The 15,304-nt window shown below is 34.2% G+C and carries 12 protein-coding genes and 1 pseudogene; 12 read left to right on the plus strand and 1 reads right to left on the minus strand.

What is annotated here, in order from left to right:
• Positions 1–106: 106 nt before the first annotated feature.
• Positions 107–4,465: a dockerin type I domain-containing protein gene (locus tag ACECE_RS0209575; protein ID WP_010680990.1), complete on the minus strand. Its 4,359-nt coding sequence runs from the start codon at positions 4,463–4,465 to the stop codon at positions 107–109.
• Between the two features lie 421 nt (positions 4,466–4,886).
• Here ACECE_RS0209575 and ACECE_RS0209580 point away from each other — a divergent pair, with 421 nt between their 5' ends.
• From ACECE_RS0209580 to ACECE_RS0209640, 12 genes and pseudogenes are all read left to right on the plus strand, one after another.
• A complete protein-coding gene (locus ACECE_RS0209580; protein WP_010680991.1) occupies positions 4,887–5,567 on the plus strand; it encodes a class I SAM-dependent methyltransferase in 681 nt (226 codons plus the stop codon).
• A gap of 38 nt (positions 5,568–5,605) precedes the next feature.
• Positions 5,606–6,193, plus strand: coding sequence for a nitroreductase family protein (locus ACECE_RS27105; RefSeq protein WP_010680992.1), 588 nt, complete (start codon positions 5,606–5,608; stop codon positions 6,191–6,193).
• 219 nt (positions 6,194–6,412) lie between these two features.
• Positions 6,413–6,895, plus strand: coding sequence for a hypothetical protein (locus ACECE_RS0209590; RefSeq protein WP_010680993.1), 483 nt, complete (start codon positions 6,413–6,415; stop codon positions 6,893–6,895).
• Between the two features lie 136 nt (positions 6,896–7,031).
• Positions 7,032–7,622 (plus strand): hypothetical protein, encoded by a 591-nt coding sequence (locus tag ACECE_RS0209595; protein WP_010680994.1) that lies wholly within the window; start codon positions 7,032–7,034, stop codon positions 7,620–7,622.
• Positions 7,623–8,149: 527 nt separating this feature from the next.
• Entirely contained in the window at positions 8,150–8,350 is a 201-nt protein-coding gene (locus ACECE_RS0209605) for a hypothetical protein (protein ID WP_026073773.1), read from the plus strand.
• Between the two features lie 341 nt (positions 8,351–8,691).
• The gene (locus ACECE_RS0209610; protein WP_010680996.1) at positions 8,692–9,531 is read left to right on the plus strand and encodes a tyrosine-type recombinase/integrase; all 840 of its coding nucleotides are present in this window, start codon (positions 8,692–8,694) and stop codon (positions 9,529–9,531) included.
• Positions 9,524–10,066 (plus strand): annotated as a pseudogene (locus tag ACECE_RS0209615) (IS91 family transposase); the annotation flags it as partial. The gene ACECE_RS0209610 and the pseudogene ACECE_RS0209615, both read left to right, overlap by 8 nt.
• A gap of 107 nt (positions 10,067–10,173) precedes the next feature.
• Positions 10,174–11,370 carry a DUF817 family protein gene (locus tag ACECE_RS27110; protein WP_010680998.1) on the plus strand — a complete coding sequence of 399 codons (1,197 nt, stop codon included), beginning with the start codon at positions 10,174–10,176 and terminating at the stop codon, positions 11,368–11,370.
• Between the two features lie 320 nt (positions 11,371–11,690).
• A complete protein-coding gene (locus ACECE_RS27115) occupies positions 11,691–12,326 on the plus strand; it encodes a hypothetical protein (RefSeq protein ID WP_010680999.1) in 636 nt (211 codons plus the stop codon).
• Between the two features lie 223 nt (positions 12,327–12,549).
• Complete coding sequence (locus tag ACECE_RS29270) at positions 12,550–13,401, plus strand: flavodoxin family protein (protein ID WP_010681000.1); 852 nt, start codon at positions 12,550–12,552, stop codon at positions 13,399–13,401.
• A 316-nt stretch (positions 13,402–13,717) separates the two neighbouring features.
• Positions 13,718–14,101, plus strand: a complete 384-nt coding sequence (locus tag ACECE_RS0209635) for a hypothetical protein (protein ID WP_010681001.1) — start codon at positions 13,718–13,720, stop codon at positions 14,099–14,101.
• A gap of 453 nt (positions 14,102–14,554) precedes the next feature.
• Positions 14,555–15,295, plus strand: coding sequence for a hypothetical protein (locus tag ACECE_RS0209640; RefSeq protein ID WP_010681002.1), 741 nt, complete (start codon positions 14,555–14,557; stop codon positions 15,293–15,295).
• Positions 15,296–15,304 lie beyond the last annotated feature (9 nt).

The following is a 15,304-nucleotide window of genomic DNA, read 5'->3' on the forward strand; positions in this document are numbered from 1 at the left end:
TACTACAGCAAGATCCATCCTGAGATTGAAAAATACCAAAATGACTCCTGCTGAGTATAGAATCCTCATGTATAAAGTTTGGGTATAATTATAAAAGCAATTTCTATTAAGTTTCATAGGGTAATTTATTAAATACCCCCAACAAATATCCCTTAAGTATTGCAAAATCTATGGAGTTTATGCTTCCGTCCCTGTTTAAATCTCCAACATACATCTTATCTTTCGCCTCGAAACTTACAACCATACCTAACAGATATTTTTTAAGAACTGCAAAATCTATGGAGTTAACTTTTTTATCTCCGTTATAATCACCAACCACTTCAATATCATCTTCATTATAGTAGAAAACCTTTGTATCATTGGGTTGACACATATACAAGGTCCCTGTTTTATCAAAGAAAACATTTTGGGAATCTGCCCTTGGCATTGTACTCGAAACTGACAAATCACTAGTCCTGAACAGCTGTGTAGTTCCAGCAAAGTTCTTGTTTTCAGGTCCAAAATCATATATGTTTTCAGAAAGCTTATTTATGATTTTGAAGTTATCTACATCCAAAACAATGTTTTTGCAGTACATCCTGTTTTGTGATTCATCAAGGAAAATAGGAGTGTTCAACGGATCTCTTCCAATATCTGCATGTCCTGAATTTTGTTCATAAAGCTTTTTAACAATACTGATATTACCTGATTCATCAATACTGCATTTGTATATGTTACTTCCACCCCATCCAGAGTCCCATCCGTATTGGTACCAGTAATAAAACTCATTACCGGAACTTGAAAACACAAGGTCTCCAATTCCGTTAATTTTACTTGTGTAATTCTTAAGCTCTCTGCTTTCAGGATCATAAACCCATAAGCCCGGTGCCCATGCACCATCAACCATAAACAGCTTTTTATTTTTATAATATATATGAAAGTGCGTGCTCCTGCCATATGTATTGGGAATCGAAAATTTTATCTCTTCAACTTTTTCTTTGCTCACTGTATCAAAAACATGAACAGAACCATTTGAGTTTAATATATATAATGTCTTTTTATCATCTGACAGGCACAAATCGGAAGGTATTTCTTCCAGACCTATTGTTTTTTCCAGTCCAAAACAACTTAAATCTATAATAGATAGTACCTTTTTCTCCTTACTGAATCCATAAGCCTTGTTGTTTATAGAGTCGTAAATCACCCTGTCGAACCTGTCGCCAGTATCAAAGTAGCTACAGTCGGTTGTATCAATACCGATTAAATCACTCTTGACCTCTTCCCCATTAATCATATAATGAATTGTCAAATTATAATGGGAAGCGGGTTCCAAACCATCCAAAATAAATTTATGCTCCTGTGAAGGAAGACTCCAACCTGTTTTAAATCCTGTATTTTCTTCAGTTCCATATTCTAACATACAAACATATGGATTTTTATTTGTCCAGATAATACTTATGGAATTTTTAGAAATCTGCCTTATGAGAAGATTATCCGGATAAATTACATCTTTCGGTCTGGCATCAATTACATTAACCTTTACAGTGGTGATATATCCTTTATACAGGGTTGTAATGCTGGTACTTCCACAGGCAACCGCAGTAATCAGACCATACTGATCTACCTTTGCAATTGAATGATTTTCCGAACTGTAAATTACCTCATTTGTTACATCTATTTTAGAACCATCCGAATAATCAGCATCAACTTTAAGTTGAAATGGTTCCTGTCCGTCAAACGTAATGTCATCGGTATTGGTTGTGATTCCTGTTAACTCCATCTTTGCATACTCAATGCTTGTTATTCTAAATCCATACAAGTTTGTGCCATTATCTGAGGTTAAACGGATTTTAAAACTATTTCCTTTGACGGTTATTGTTTTACCTGCAAGATTGTTGCCGGTAAAAGGGCTGCCTGAGATATCGCCGTATTTATCACTTATGTATAAGTAATCACAACTGCTTTCTAATGCTGTATCGGAAGAAAAAGTTATTTTCATCAAATCCCCGGTATAGTCAGGCTCTGTGTATTCCCAAAGCACATCTGTATTGGTAGCATAAGGATGATTTGACTCAATGTATTGTGCTACTTCAAAGTGCACTATATATTTAATGGAGTAACTTCCATCGGGGGATGACAGTATAATCTCTGTGCTACCGGGCAGACTTGCTGCAGGTTCAATACTCACCTTTGCATTGGGATCTTGTGCAATAGCAGTAAGTACCGGTACTTTTTCAGTTCTAAAGGGCAATATAACGTCATAGGAAGTTACCCTTGGGTCAAAATTAGGAGATAATTCCCCACTTGAGAGTGTTATTGATTTTAGTCCCAATGCCACATCAACCTTTATAATTTGAGTAAAACTGCCGTAATTTATAACTATTTCTGTTGTACCCATTCCAACACCAGTAACCAAACCGGTTGAGCTTGCCGTTGCTATATTGGGATTACCGGTTTTAAAGGTTGCCTGAGAAGTTAAATCGCTCTTTCTCCCATCTGAATAGCCGCCAGTGGCAAAGACTTGAAAAGTCTGGTTTTTATCCAGAGACACCCTGGTAGCATTAGTATCAACGCTTAGAAGCTTTGGGATTTTTAAAATATTATTCTTTTCGTAGATAAGGGACAAGTCCTGATCCAAATAGAATGATTTAGCTCCCTCAAGATCTAAATACTCGATTTCCTGGCATGTACTCAAATTATAAAACCCTGATGGTCCCAATGCTAGATTGGCATCAGTGTTAACTGCATAAATATCTTCAGGGAAAAATCTTTCTAAGAGGCTTAAATCATCTTGACTAAAAATATATTTCTTGCAAATTATCTCATCTTTGCCGTTAAGTAATAATGGAAGTGTGTCAAAGGGAGAAACCCATGTATCAAAACAGCAAAAATTGCTTGTAGCCACTTGAGTAAAAGTTGTACCATCAATTGAATACTTTTGCAAATAATCTGCTAATGTATCCCGGTAATAAAAGTAATCATTATTTGGAGAAAAGACCATACCACCAATATTTTTTAAAGGAGATGAAATAAATTCAAACGATGATGCTTCAAATACATATAGTTTATGTTCCCATTCACCTCCAACCAAGTAAAGCTTACCACCCCTATTATAGATGTGTTTGGAAAGTACCGAACCATTACTTGATACATAATCTGCTTCCATTGCATATTTTAGATTTCTCCGCACATTACCTGTGTTTATATCCAACTCGGTAACGGGATAATTTGTATCTGAGTTTGCTACAAATATCCTGGTCTTGTCTTCAGAAATACATAAACCGGAAGGTCTATATGGCAATTTGACCTGCTTGATAACCTGACGCGTATTAAGATCAGTTATAAACAAGTGATTAAACGCATTGTCTATGGAATAAGCTTTATTGCCGTCATATATCGTATCTTTGATGGTTCCCCTTAATTTAACCGAATAGGGATCTGGATTCCCCACAGCTGGTGTTTGCACAATAGAGGAAGAAGGTATTACCTCAATAGCAAATTGTTTGCTTGAATTTGAAGTCACCGCAATAAACTCGTAATTTTTGTAGTATATTTCTTCAACGTTATTTGCAGCATTTACCGTCCCTGTTTTCTCCATAAAATCGTATTCATATATACCCACTTGATTTGTGCCATCGCACATAAAGAACCTGTTATTTTCAAGATCGTAAGCCATTCCTCTTGAACCTTTTAAAATGCTTCCTACCAGAACAACATCTTCGGCATACTGACGGTTGCAACTGAATATTTCGGTGCTTCTGTTAAAATCAACAAAAAGGTATTTACCATCCGGAGACATGCTGGCACTTTTCGCATCATTCATACTAAATGAACCCTTCCATATTTCCTTGGATATATTCCCGCTGCTATCTATATCATGAGTTTCTATAAACGTGTTATAAGCCATGCTAACGCCATAAACCCTATTATAATCCGGATTAATAAATATTTTACTTCTTTCATGAACTGTTTCATAGTTGGCATATATTTGATGCCCTTGCTCCGTATAACTTCTTATTCCAGGCCATTGACCTGACCCGCTTGAAATATAAACATTGCCGTATGTATCTGCTGCAATATCATAGGGATCTAATGAAATATCACACTCTGAAATTTTAGTAAAATTATCAGCATCAATTACAGCGAAGGCACCTTGCTGGTCTTCCTGCAACCAAAAGGAGCTATGCTCGCCTTTAAGCAAACAAACATAAATCTTGCCGTTTGAATATGCAATACGCTCCGGTGGATACTTGAAAGTGATCTCTCTGTTATCTCCGGTCTCATAGTTAACCTCATACAACTTCTTGTTTGCCATATCTGAAAAGTAAATAACAGGCTTGTCCGGGTTAATTACAGAATCTGTTACCTCAAAGGATAAAGGTATTATTCCACCTCCATCTGCACTTACAGTATTCAAAAGACCCGTGCATAAAAAACTTTGCATTAAAATGCATGCACATAAAAACAGAACTATAAACCTTTTCATGTGTTCTCCCCCAATTTCTTTATGTTTGTTTAAATCAATTTGTATATTTTTATATTGAACTTGCTACAAGCGACCTCACAATTATATTACAAATCACGTATTGGTGCCATTATTTTATAATTGACCATCTATAAATCTCAGATTCAGCTTTTTATGTACCAGCACCAGCTCCTTAAATAAAGAAGGTATAACTATTCCTTTGCGCAGTGTTATAATATCTAACTCGCACTTTGTTCAATTTAGTTGGAAATTATGATAGAATTATTGTAGGTAATGGACCTTGTATTAATAGAATTAAGTGCAAATTTGTAAATATGGAAAGCAAACTATATGAAGTTCATTAATTTATACATATTGTGAAGTTGTTCGCACTAAGCTTAATTATACGAAGTAAGATTATTTATATTTTGAGGGGTAAAATATGGACATAAAAAATACTGCTAAACAATTTGATAAGGTTGCATTAGAATATGATTTTGTAGTTTCGTTAACGGAAAAACAAGATGATATCCTTGTCAAAAGTATGCCTAATAAAAGAAATCAGGTTCTTGATATAGGCTGCGGTTCGGGAAACAAAAGTATATTACTATCTAAATACTTTGAACATGTTATTGGTATTGATATTTCTGATTCATTCTTACAGATCGCGGAACACAAAAAAAATGCTAAAGGAATCAAGAATATTCAATTTATAAATATGGACGCTGAAAAGATGGACTTTAGTGAAAAATTTGATATGATTATTAGTCGGACAACCTTTCATCATTTAAATATTGCAAATGTACTTGAACGTTGCGTTTCTTTACTCAACAATGGTGGAGTTATATATATTAAAGATAATGTTTCTGATAATCCTACCCCAGCTAAATGGACATATATTGTTGGAGCGTTTTTGGAGTTTTGGCCTGATTGCAAACAATATGGCTTTAAAAATGCAAAAAGAATATTTTCTCATAATGTTTCGAAAGATTGGCTTTCTCATTTAGCATCAGACATATATCTATCTGAAAGTGATTATCATAAAATTTACGAAAAACATCTTCCATCTTGCAACTTTATTAGGGAAGGGTGGGCAATGAATGTAATATGGAAAAAGATATAAAGATTAAAAATATTTTTGCAAACATGAGGTAAAAAGTTATGAATTGCATAGTTGATATTAAAAAAGATGGAAATAAAGTTTTAGCATATCTTCCTTTTGACCCAAGAACAGAATTTCATATTCCCAAAGGTACAATTTGTGTAAAATGTGTTCTTGAAAACATTCAATTTAAATCCAAGTTAATGTCCAGAGGCAGTGGAAAGTATTGCATATTCTTTAGTGCTCCATCGGCGACAAACAAAAGACCATTTCATTTTGTCTTAACAAAAGATAGGGAGAAAATGGTGAGGATTATTGGTGATAATCATTATGTAAAAATGTTGAGGAGCGCTACAGCATGTATTATTGTCTGTGGCGACAAAGTTACTCAAGGTATTCCAGAATGGCTATTAGCTGATTGTTCTGCCGCAACTCAAAATATTCTTCTTGCTATCCATTCAATAGGGCTTGGTGGTGTTTGGTGCGGGGTAAAACAGGGCTCGGATTTTTATAAAGGTATAGTAAAAGAGTTTAGTTTACCTAATCATATACGACCAGTTTCTTTAATTGCTTTTGGATATCCAGTTGATGAAAAAATACAATCTAATAGGTTTGAATTTGGTAAAATACATTTTGAATTTTGGTAAGATTATTTTAATATAGTACGCAGTTTTTATATTAGGCAAAGCAAGATTTTGACTATAGTTTTTTGAGGCCTCTGCCAGATGCGCGCTGACGTGAGGCATCCTAAACGTGACCATTCGAGCACATCGGAGACGGGCGACTTTACCTGAAATTCTAACAATGCAAGTGCTAGTTCAAAGGATGATTGATAAGTGAAAACCAGTTTATGGGGGGGATTAGTAATGATATTTGAGTCTGCTTTTCCAAAGAATAAAATTCTTTCGATTTTGTGTGCAACTACAAGACCTCTAAATTTTTCAAACTCTATGACAGGAGATATATTTCTTTCTAAATCCAGAGGTGATAAAATATATCTATTGAAATCCGGTAAGTTTGGAGTTGGAAAAGGTCAGCTGCCTCTTATTATAAAGTTAATCGAGAATGATTCCAATACAATTTTGAAATGTAAATTTGGTTTTACATTACCTTCCATAATTATTCTAAGTTTATTCGTTGGATTTGCATGGTCGACCGTTTTATTGATATGTGTATTTAGCCCTAACAATGATTTAATTGGTAAACTAATAGTGAGTAGTGTTGCTTTGATATGGTCTCTATTCTGCTTTGCTTTATTTCCAATAGCTAATGTGTTATTGTTTAGTAAGCAACAAAAGGAAGTTATTGTTTTTTTGGAATCGCATTTATGTGCTAAAAGAATATCCTAGATTTTGCTATACATTTAATATAGATTTATAACATAAAAGAGTTGGGTATATTGCTAATTCCGTTGAAGAAGATTTTTTATGTTTATGCATTTAGTATATATAAAAATAGTCTGTGTATGGAGGAGATCTTAGTGATATGGAGTCAAATAACGAAAAGAACGCCTATTCAATTAATCCAGTTACTTTCTCAAATTTAAGTTATATACTATATTTAGCACTAGTTGTAAATATAATTCCACAAGTGGTTATTTATTTGCTCATAAATAGTACAATAGTAGCAACCATTACGTTTTTTATAGGCATTATTGCCTCTATCTATTCTTATATTAAATATTACAAAACAGTCCAGTTTACCAATGAAGGATTTAATTATATATCATTTGATTGTAAAATTGGAATTACATACAAGGATATTGACCGATTGTCCATAGATGAACACCGTGAGGGTAAATACGGATATAATAAAAATTTGTGCTTATATAGCAAGCAGTTAAATAGCCTTATAAAAGTTGATATTAATATGTTCAGCATTTCGAACATTAAAAGAATGGTGGAAATACTGAACAAAAAAGCTCCTTCCGCTCAATTCAGTCAAGAAGTGTTAATTTATTTAGATGATAGATACTGTCAGTCTGAGAAAACCAAAAAATATATTGGATTCATTGTTGCAGCACTATTTTGTTTTTTTGTATTCTGGTTGAAATTCACCGAGTTATTTCATCATTAGTAGTAATGAAAAGAAATACAAGGTTTTATTGATGGGCTTTTATGTACATCCTTTACTTGTTCCGGTAAAGCCCGTCTGATGGAAGTCCGATTAAGAGGTGACTGGGAAGGATGGATTAAAGCTTTTGGAAATATTGTTCGAGCACCCTTTAATAACAATCGGCAAGGTTGCTGAAATATTGGAATGAGCAGGGCAAATCACCATTACTAGAATATGAGATCAAATCAGAGCCATTTTTATTTATATAAGTGTAAGTGGCAGCCATCCGTGCTTGCTCTAGCTCCTCTATGAAAAAGATGAATTTTATAATAAATATGTTTTGCCATTCGCTAAAGTATAAAATTAAAAGTTATTAGCTTTGATGATTTTGTAAATAGCGCAAATGAAACAGATTGCTATTTAGATATTGAGTTTTCAAACTATTTTTATACTAGAATTAAAAAATCTGTAATACAAATTTATATCGATTCAAAAATAACTTAAAAAAATATTTGAAAATACATCCAAGGGCTTTGTCAATAATTGTCTTGAAAAGACAAGAAGAAGGTCTAGCAGTTGCTAAAATTCAAGGCAAGCACCTTGGAAGACCAAAGACTAAAACACCAGAAAATTTCAAAACTGTTTACGAGAAATGGATTAATAAAGAGATTACTGCAAGAGCTGCTATGAAAGAGCTCAATTTAAAACCAACTACATTTTATAATGTTGTTAAGTCACTAAAAATTTAGTTTTATAAAGAAGTTTAAAAGGCTGGTTTTGGAACATAACAAACACAACAGAATTATATAAATTATTGGCATCTTTAGTCTAAAAGATTAAAAATATGATACAATTGTTGTTAAGTAAGAGGATTCTATTTTAATTTAGCATGCAAGGTTGAAAATATGAGAAGTTAAACTATAATCCGCATATGCGAAGTTCGGTAATGCAATTTAATTTTGTGCATATATGAAGTTCGGTAATGCAATTGTTGAACAAAACCGCTTACGCGGTAGCATAAAAGCTTTACTGACTGGCATAAGGCCTCCTTTAGAGTAAAATTAAAGAAAACTCTATAGGAGGCAATTTTATGTCAAAATTAAGAGAACAAATGAAGTATGATATGGATTTGAAGGGATTCAGTGAAAAGACAAAAATAGCATATTTGAAGCATGTAGAACTTTTTGCAAAGTATTTCAAGAAGTCACCAGAGCTATTAGGTGAAGAGGAAATAAAGGCATACTTACACCACCAACTGATTGAGCGTAAAATGAGCAGATCATATAATACTCAGGCATATAGTGCATTAAAATTCCTGTATGAAACAACATTGAAAAGAGAATGGAAGTCTTACAAAATTCCACGCTGTAAAAGAGAAAAGAAACTGCCCAAAGTATTGTCGCGTGAAGAAGTAAAAAGGATATTCAATGTTACAACGAATCCAAAACACCGGGCAATTCTTATGACAACATATAGTTCTGGGCTTAGAGTAAGTGAAGTTGTTAATCTTAAGGTTAATGATATAGATGGCAAACGCTTACAATTGTTTGTGCAAGGTGGTAAGGGACAAAAAGACAGGTATACTGTTTTATCAAGAAAAAACCTGGAGTTGCTAAGAGACTATTGGAAGCTATATCACCCAAAGACCTGGTTATTTCCGGGGCAGGATATTAATGAACCTTTATGTGTAAGAACTGTACAAAAGGTATTTGAAAATTCAGTTAGAAAGGCTGGGATAACGAAGGATGTTTCAGTACATACGTTGAGACACAGTTTTGCAACTCATTTACTGGAATCTGGAGTAGATACATTTTACATTCAAAAACTGTTAGGTCATTCTTCTCTGAAAACGACCTCAATATATATACATGTTGGAAATTTGGATGGAATGAATATAAAAAGTCCTTTGGATGATATCGACAATGAATGAAGTTGCAGACATCTTCCGGGAATATGGAAAAAGTTATAGAGAAGAAGTTAAGTTACCAGCATATATGTCAAAAGCAATGAATGCAATAAGCAACTGTCGTACTTCAGTTTTAGGAGGGCATACTAAAGAGTGCGATGAATGTGGTCATATAGATATATCATACAATTCCTGCCGAAACAGGCACTGCCCAAAGTGTCAGGCATCTGCACGTGACAAATGGGTAGAAAAGATGAAAAAGAATCTTCTACCAATAGGATATTTCCATGTAGTCCTTACACTGCCGCATGAATTAAATGATATTGTGTTAAGGAACAAAAAAGTAATGTATGGAATTCTGTTCAAAGCTGGATCGGAAACCTTATTGGAGCTTGGGAGAGATAAAAAACATCTTGGAGCACAGATAGGCTTTATAGCATTACTTCATACATGGGGGCAAAATTTGATGGCTCATAACCACCTTCACTGCATAGTTCCTGGAGGTGGATTGTCATCAGATGGCGCAGATGGGAGACGTTATATGAAATTTTCCTCTCCTTTTTTCTAAGCTGGGGCAGGCTAGCGTAGGTCATATATAAGTTATTGTAAGAAGTTGGTGGATTTGGTACTGCGTTTTTAATATAATCTTATTTGGGTGATTAATTAATGACTATTACAAAAGGTAATTTTCAAAAGAACTGGATATATGCATTTATTGGCTATTTTGTAGTTTTGTTAGTTATAATTGTGTCAGCATACATGAAAATAATACCTACAAAGATTGCAGTCATACCATTTTACGATACTATAGGGCATTTTATTCTTTTAGGTGTTACATCTTATTTACTCCATAAAGCTCTTGGAAGAAAAGTAATTAAAAATTTTAATTGTAGCATTCCAATAGGTCCTGTGTTCGTAAGCATATTTGTAATTTGTGAGGAAAATTTACAAAGGTTTTCTCCGAATAGAACATACGATATAGTAGATTTAGCTGCAAATCTAAGTGGTATATTGTTCTTTTATTGGCTCGATCAGGTCTTCCCACCTTTCAAAGAAATTGATTTTACTAGTGTTCTAAAAAGACTGTACATTTTTTCAAAAAAAGTATTAGTTGCAAGTTTATTTCCGGTAATTGTATTTGTAACACTTGCGATTACCAAAGAAATACGTTTTGTATATATTTATAGGTATGATTTCTTACTTCTGTTTTTTATTATATTGCAGATTATATTTGTTAAAATAAAATTGGATTCAAAGCATGATTTGAAAATCATTATGCTATTTCACATGCTTGGATTGTTTATGGAATTTTACAAAGTAACATTTGGAGCTTGGTCATATCCAGAGTATGCGTTATCAAAAGTTCTTGGCGTTCCGCTATATAGTGGGTTTATGTATGGAAGTGTGGCAGGATTTTTGTGTCATTTATGGCGTAAACTTAATATTACACTTGCTAAATGGCCAAGAACATCAGTTGTTGCTTTTGTTGGTGTAGTAATATATTTAAATTTCTTCTCGATGAAAATACCTAAAGATTTGAGAACATTTTTAGTTTTAGCAGTATTATTCATTTTCTTCAGAAGCAAAGTGGAATTTACTAATACAAAAGTTCGAAGGAGTGTTCCTCTCATTCTCGTTTTTTCTGGATTAGGTATTTTCGTGTGGATAGCCGAAAACATTGCCACGTATCTAGGGGCATGGGCATATCCTTATCAATTAGAAAAATGGCAGATGGTTCATCTTTCAAAGATTACTTCATGGTTTTTGCTTGGAGTTGTTTGTTTTATGATTGTAGCTGAACTACTTAAAAAGAGACGAGATACCAGTGATATTGATCTAACAACAATGCAAGTGAATAAATAATTTGAAGCTTATTCAATGTTGATAATTATTGGTTAAAAAGCTACTAAATCGGTAGGAGAGGAAAACTTCAAATAACAATGCTTTCCCGTAAAGGATTGCTGGCTTTTATAAAAGGAGATGGGCGATGAAGTTCGAGCAGGCACGGGAAGACAGCACCACACCGCTTCGTCGTGCCGAAGTGTCACATCGACTCAGCAGCGTCGGGAAAGCGGAACGTTAGGTGAAACCATCGTACCGCCCCAACGGGCGGAGTTTTGGTGGGTAAGGCTATGGTGTTCGTTTTAAAGTGTAATGATATGAGAATTAAAGGGGTGTAGACTATGGAGAAAAGTGGAGAGTTAAAGAAAGATCTAATCTTACTTAAATCAGAATATGACAAGGTTCAAAAATTTGTGGGGTTTGAAATATTTTGCATTGATGAATTAGAGAAAGGACAGATTGGATATAGTGTTGATCCAAATGGAGTTTCTTTAATATCTGAGGATGAGGGGTCTTGGAGTGAAAATTGGATTGTTATTGGATATGAGACATTATGTGGAGATCCTATTGTAGTAGATTTGGGAGAAGATGGTTTTCCAGTGTTTTCTCTAATGCATGGTATGGGGAGTTGGGAAGGTGGAACCCCTATATCCGATTCGATAAAATTATTTTCATCAGCCCTGATAAGTGTTAATCAGTTCGTCACAGCAAAGGCAATAAGTGATTCTGATCAAATAGTCTCCCCAAAGGAAATAAAGAGTTTGACAGACAGGATTGTTAATGATAAGGGATATATTTATCCTGACAGCTGGGAGTCTTTGTTTGAACCCTTATTGAAAATCAGTGAGATGTCTGAGAATGAGACTATAGCAAAAGTTAAACAATTGAAAGAGAATGGATTAAAAATCACTGAAATAGCTATGAGTATAGGAATATCAACGAAAGAAGTCTACGAGTATCTTAAAGATTTAAAATAGGGTATTTGTGTAACATATAGTAGCATTAGTTTGATTTAGGAAAAGTCTCTGTGAGAATGAATATCAAGGTAAGGATTCTTCGAATCCCTTTGATTAATACGATGGCATCACCTAACAATGCATGGCAGTATAGGTGCGGGTTAGAAGATCACGAAGTAAATTCTCTGGAGAAGGAGCATGAAGAATGCCGCACCACATATACCACGCATAAGGCCGTCCATCCGTGGACGGATTTTTAGGGAAGGACTTTGGAGAAAATAATAAGATAGTAAACGAGGAGTATATGAGAATTTTATCAATAGTCAGTAGCAAGAGAAAGAATGGAAATACAGAACGTTTGATTAGTCTTTTAGAAGAAGAACTTATTTCTATAGCTAAATTACAGCATAAGGTATTAGAGATAGAAAGAATATCTCTTGGGAATGTTGAATTGAAAATGTGCCTTGGCTGTAGAGTGTGTTTTGACAAAGGGGAAGAATTGTGTCCATTAAACGATGAATTACTATCAATAAGGAAAAAGCTAAATGAAGCTGACGGTATCATACTTGCAAGTCCGGTTTATGTTGAGGATGTTAATGGTATTATGAAAAACTGGATTGATCGAATGGCATTTAATTGTCATAGACCAGCATTTTTTGATAAAACAGCAATAGTTGTAGCAACATCAGGTATTGGGTCAACAAATCATGCATTAAAAACAATGAGAACTGCTTTAATGACATGGGGAGCTTATGTTGATGGGATGCAAAAATTTAGCACAGGAGCTTTAATGGAAAGAGAAGAAATTCTTGATACACATCATAACAGAATAAAAAGAATAGCAAAGAAGTTTTTTGTCAATATCAAGAAAGAAAAAGTCTCGAAGCCTAAATTATATTCTCTTATTGCATTCAAAGTACAGCAAAAATACTTTGAGAAAAGAAGTAATGAACAAAATACAGTTGATTATATTTATTGGAATGAAAAAGGTTGGCTCAAACCATGCTGTATTTACTATAAAGAGATTAAAACAAATTGGCTTAAAGTAAAAATAGCAAGATTGCTTGGAAATATAGTTGCAGTATTTTTTGTTTAGTTATCATAAATATAGTACAGTAACTGTTTATTTAAGGCCGCCGCATCCGTGCGGCTCTGGCTTTGATGGGCGTGGCACTTCACAGAACAACGCATACAAGGGTAGTAATGAATCACGGGTCGCTCACCAAACCTTTTCGGGGACATATGAGCTATGTAACCCCTCAAATGCTTCTTGTATGCCGGCGTTCTACGAAATGGGGGGCAAAAGGCGGCGCATCGGTGCGCCGATTGTGCAAGTGGGGCGTTGTAAGTAACAAAACTAATTTATTTAACAAGATGAAAATACATGTTAGAAAAAAACAGGGGGGCTAGTGATGAACTTAGGAAAAGCTAAAGGGGCAATAATGACAGGCATTATTGCAAGTGCTATTGTAGGGTTAATAGAACTGTCGTATCTTATCTTACCAATAGTTTTTCGTGGGAGTTTTGAAAACATCAGGCTTCTTATTGATGTGTCAATTTGGGGTGGGCTCGCTTTTGGATTGTATAAGAAAAGTCGAGTATGTGCTATTGGTCTATTTCTTTATTATGAAGTATTGACTTTTTTGAAAGTTATTGTTTTAAAAAATACAGCTAACTTTAATTTTATCTTTTGGGCTTTTATTACCTATGGTCTAGTCAGGGGCATTATGGGGACGTACTATTACCATAAATTTAAAACCAATGAGGATGAAACCGATATAAATATGACCTTGTAAAACAATAAGTCTGGAGTTTATTGGCTGATATTATGACTGTTATACACAATGAGTTCAAATATAGATTATCATATGCACCTTTGATTAATAAGCCATATTGTTTGATGTGTTAAATATGAGTTGTAAACTTAATGAGTTTTGGTTTCCGGAATAGAAGGGTTAAGTCACAATAAGGTAGTGTTAAAGGTATAGAATAAAAGAAAATGAGTCAGATCCTGAAGACACAAATTCATATTCCTTTTATAACCGTAGAGAAGCAAGAGTCTGGATCCTATAAAGGATATACAATTCATAGTTGCCCTGCAACAAAAGGTGATGAGAACTATTAAGGGTTAATTTAAGTTTTATAAAAATTATAGAATTGAATAACTTCAATTTCATATTATAGCGAACATAAAAGCACTAGAATGCCTAGTGCTTTTTACATACCCAAAAACAGAAAGGAGCTTTGCAATGAAACGCTTTATTTCAATAGCCATGTTAATGGCTTTTTTCTTTGTATTTATATCTACATGCTATGCCCAAACACCTACTCCCCCACCATCCCCCTCTACCGTAACTGAGGAAAGTGATGATACTCCCTGGTACAGAGTTGATGCAAAGATAGGTAAGATGTTTGAATCTATTAAAGAGATCACCGAAAGCATAAAATCATTCTTTGAGGATGGTTTAACCGGTGTAGTTGAAAAAACAAATGGTATAGTTCTTGAATCATGTCTTAACAAAACTAGTTTTGATGGTAAATGGGTATTTTCAACCCCAACCCTTATTGATTTTTCCTGGGTACGGAATTTATGGTGGTTTTGCTTTGCATTTAGCATGATAAGCCTGGCTCTTGGAATAGGAATCTCTGTCCTGAAAGTATTTGCTGGTAAAAGAAGCGACAGCTCTATAAGGCTTTTAAGATCCTTTATAATTGCAGCTATAGGTTGCTCCTTATCCCTATATATCTCAGATAAGATCATAGAAACCTCAAACCTCTTTGTAAACTCTGTCGCTAGGCAATCACTTGTTGCAGAATATAAAAAACCTGAAAACCAATCAGCAATACTTTTAACTAATCTTGATGAGAAAAAGATTGGATTTGATTCTTTTGATGGTAAATCCCTTGCAAAGATGGCCTTTGGCTCTCCGCTTAATGACGGTAAGCCCCTATATGAAAGTTTTATGAGTAAAACGGCGGTGCAGGTCTAATAATTATGT

The organism is Acetivibrio cellulolyticus CD2 (genome assembly GCF_000179595.2).
Lineage (GTDB): Bacteria > Bacillota > Clostridia > Acetivibrionales > Acetivibrionaceae > Acetivibrio > Acetivibrio cellulolyticus.

Coding starts and splice junctions, on each gene's coding strand:
- ACECE_RS0209590 (WP_010680993.1), top strand. CDS start 6,413: ATGATATTTGAGTCTGCTTTTCCAAAGAATAAAATTCTTTCGATTTTG.
- ACECE_RS0209640 (WP_010681002.1), top strand. CDS start 14,555: ATGAAACGCTTTATTTCAATAGCCATGTTAATGGCTTTTTTCTTTGTA.
- ACECE_RS0209595 (WP_010680994.1), top strand. CDS start 7,032: ATGGAGTCAAATAACGAAAAGAACGCCTATTCAATTAATCCAGTTACT.
- ACECE_RS0209635 (WP_010681001.1), top strand. CDS start 13,718: ATGAACTTAGGAAAAGCTAAAGGGGCAATAATGACAGGCATTATTGCA.
- ACECE_RS27115 (WP_010680999.1), top strand. CDS start 11,691: ATGGAGAAAAGTGGAGAGTTAAAGAAAGATCTAATCTTACTTAAATCA.
- ACECE_RS27110 (WP_010680998.1), top strand. CDS start 10,174: ATGACTATTACAAAAGGTAATTTTCAAAAGAACTGGATATATGCATTT.
- ACECE_RS0209580 (WP_010680991.1), top strand. CDS start 4,887: ATGGACATAAAAAATACTGCTAAACAATTTGATAAGGTTGCATTAGAA.
- ACECE_RS0209610 (WP_010680996.1), top strand. CDS start 8,692: ATGTCAAAATTAAGAGAACAAATGAAGTATGATATGGATTTGAAGGGA.
- ACECE_RS27105 (WP_010680992.1), top strand. CDS start 5,606: ATGAATTGCATAGTTGATATTAAAAAAGATGGAAATAAAGTTTTAGCA.
- ACECE_RS0209575 (WP_010680990.1), bottom strand. CDS start 4,465: ATGAAAAGGTTTATAGTTCTGTTTTTATGTGCATGCATTTTAATGCAA.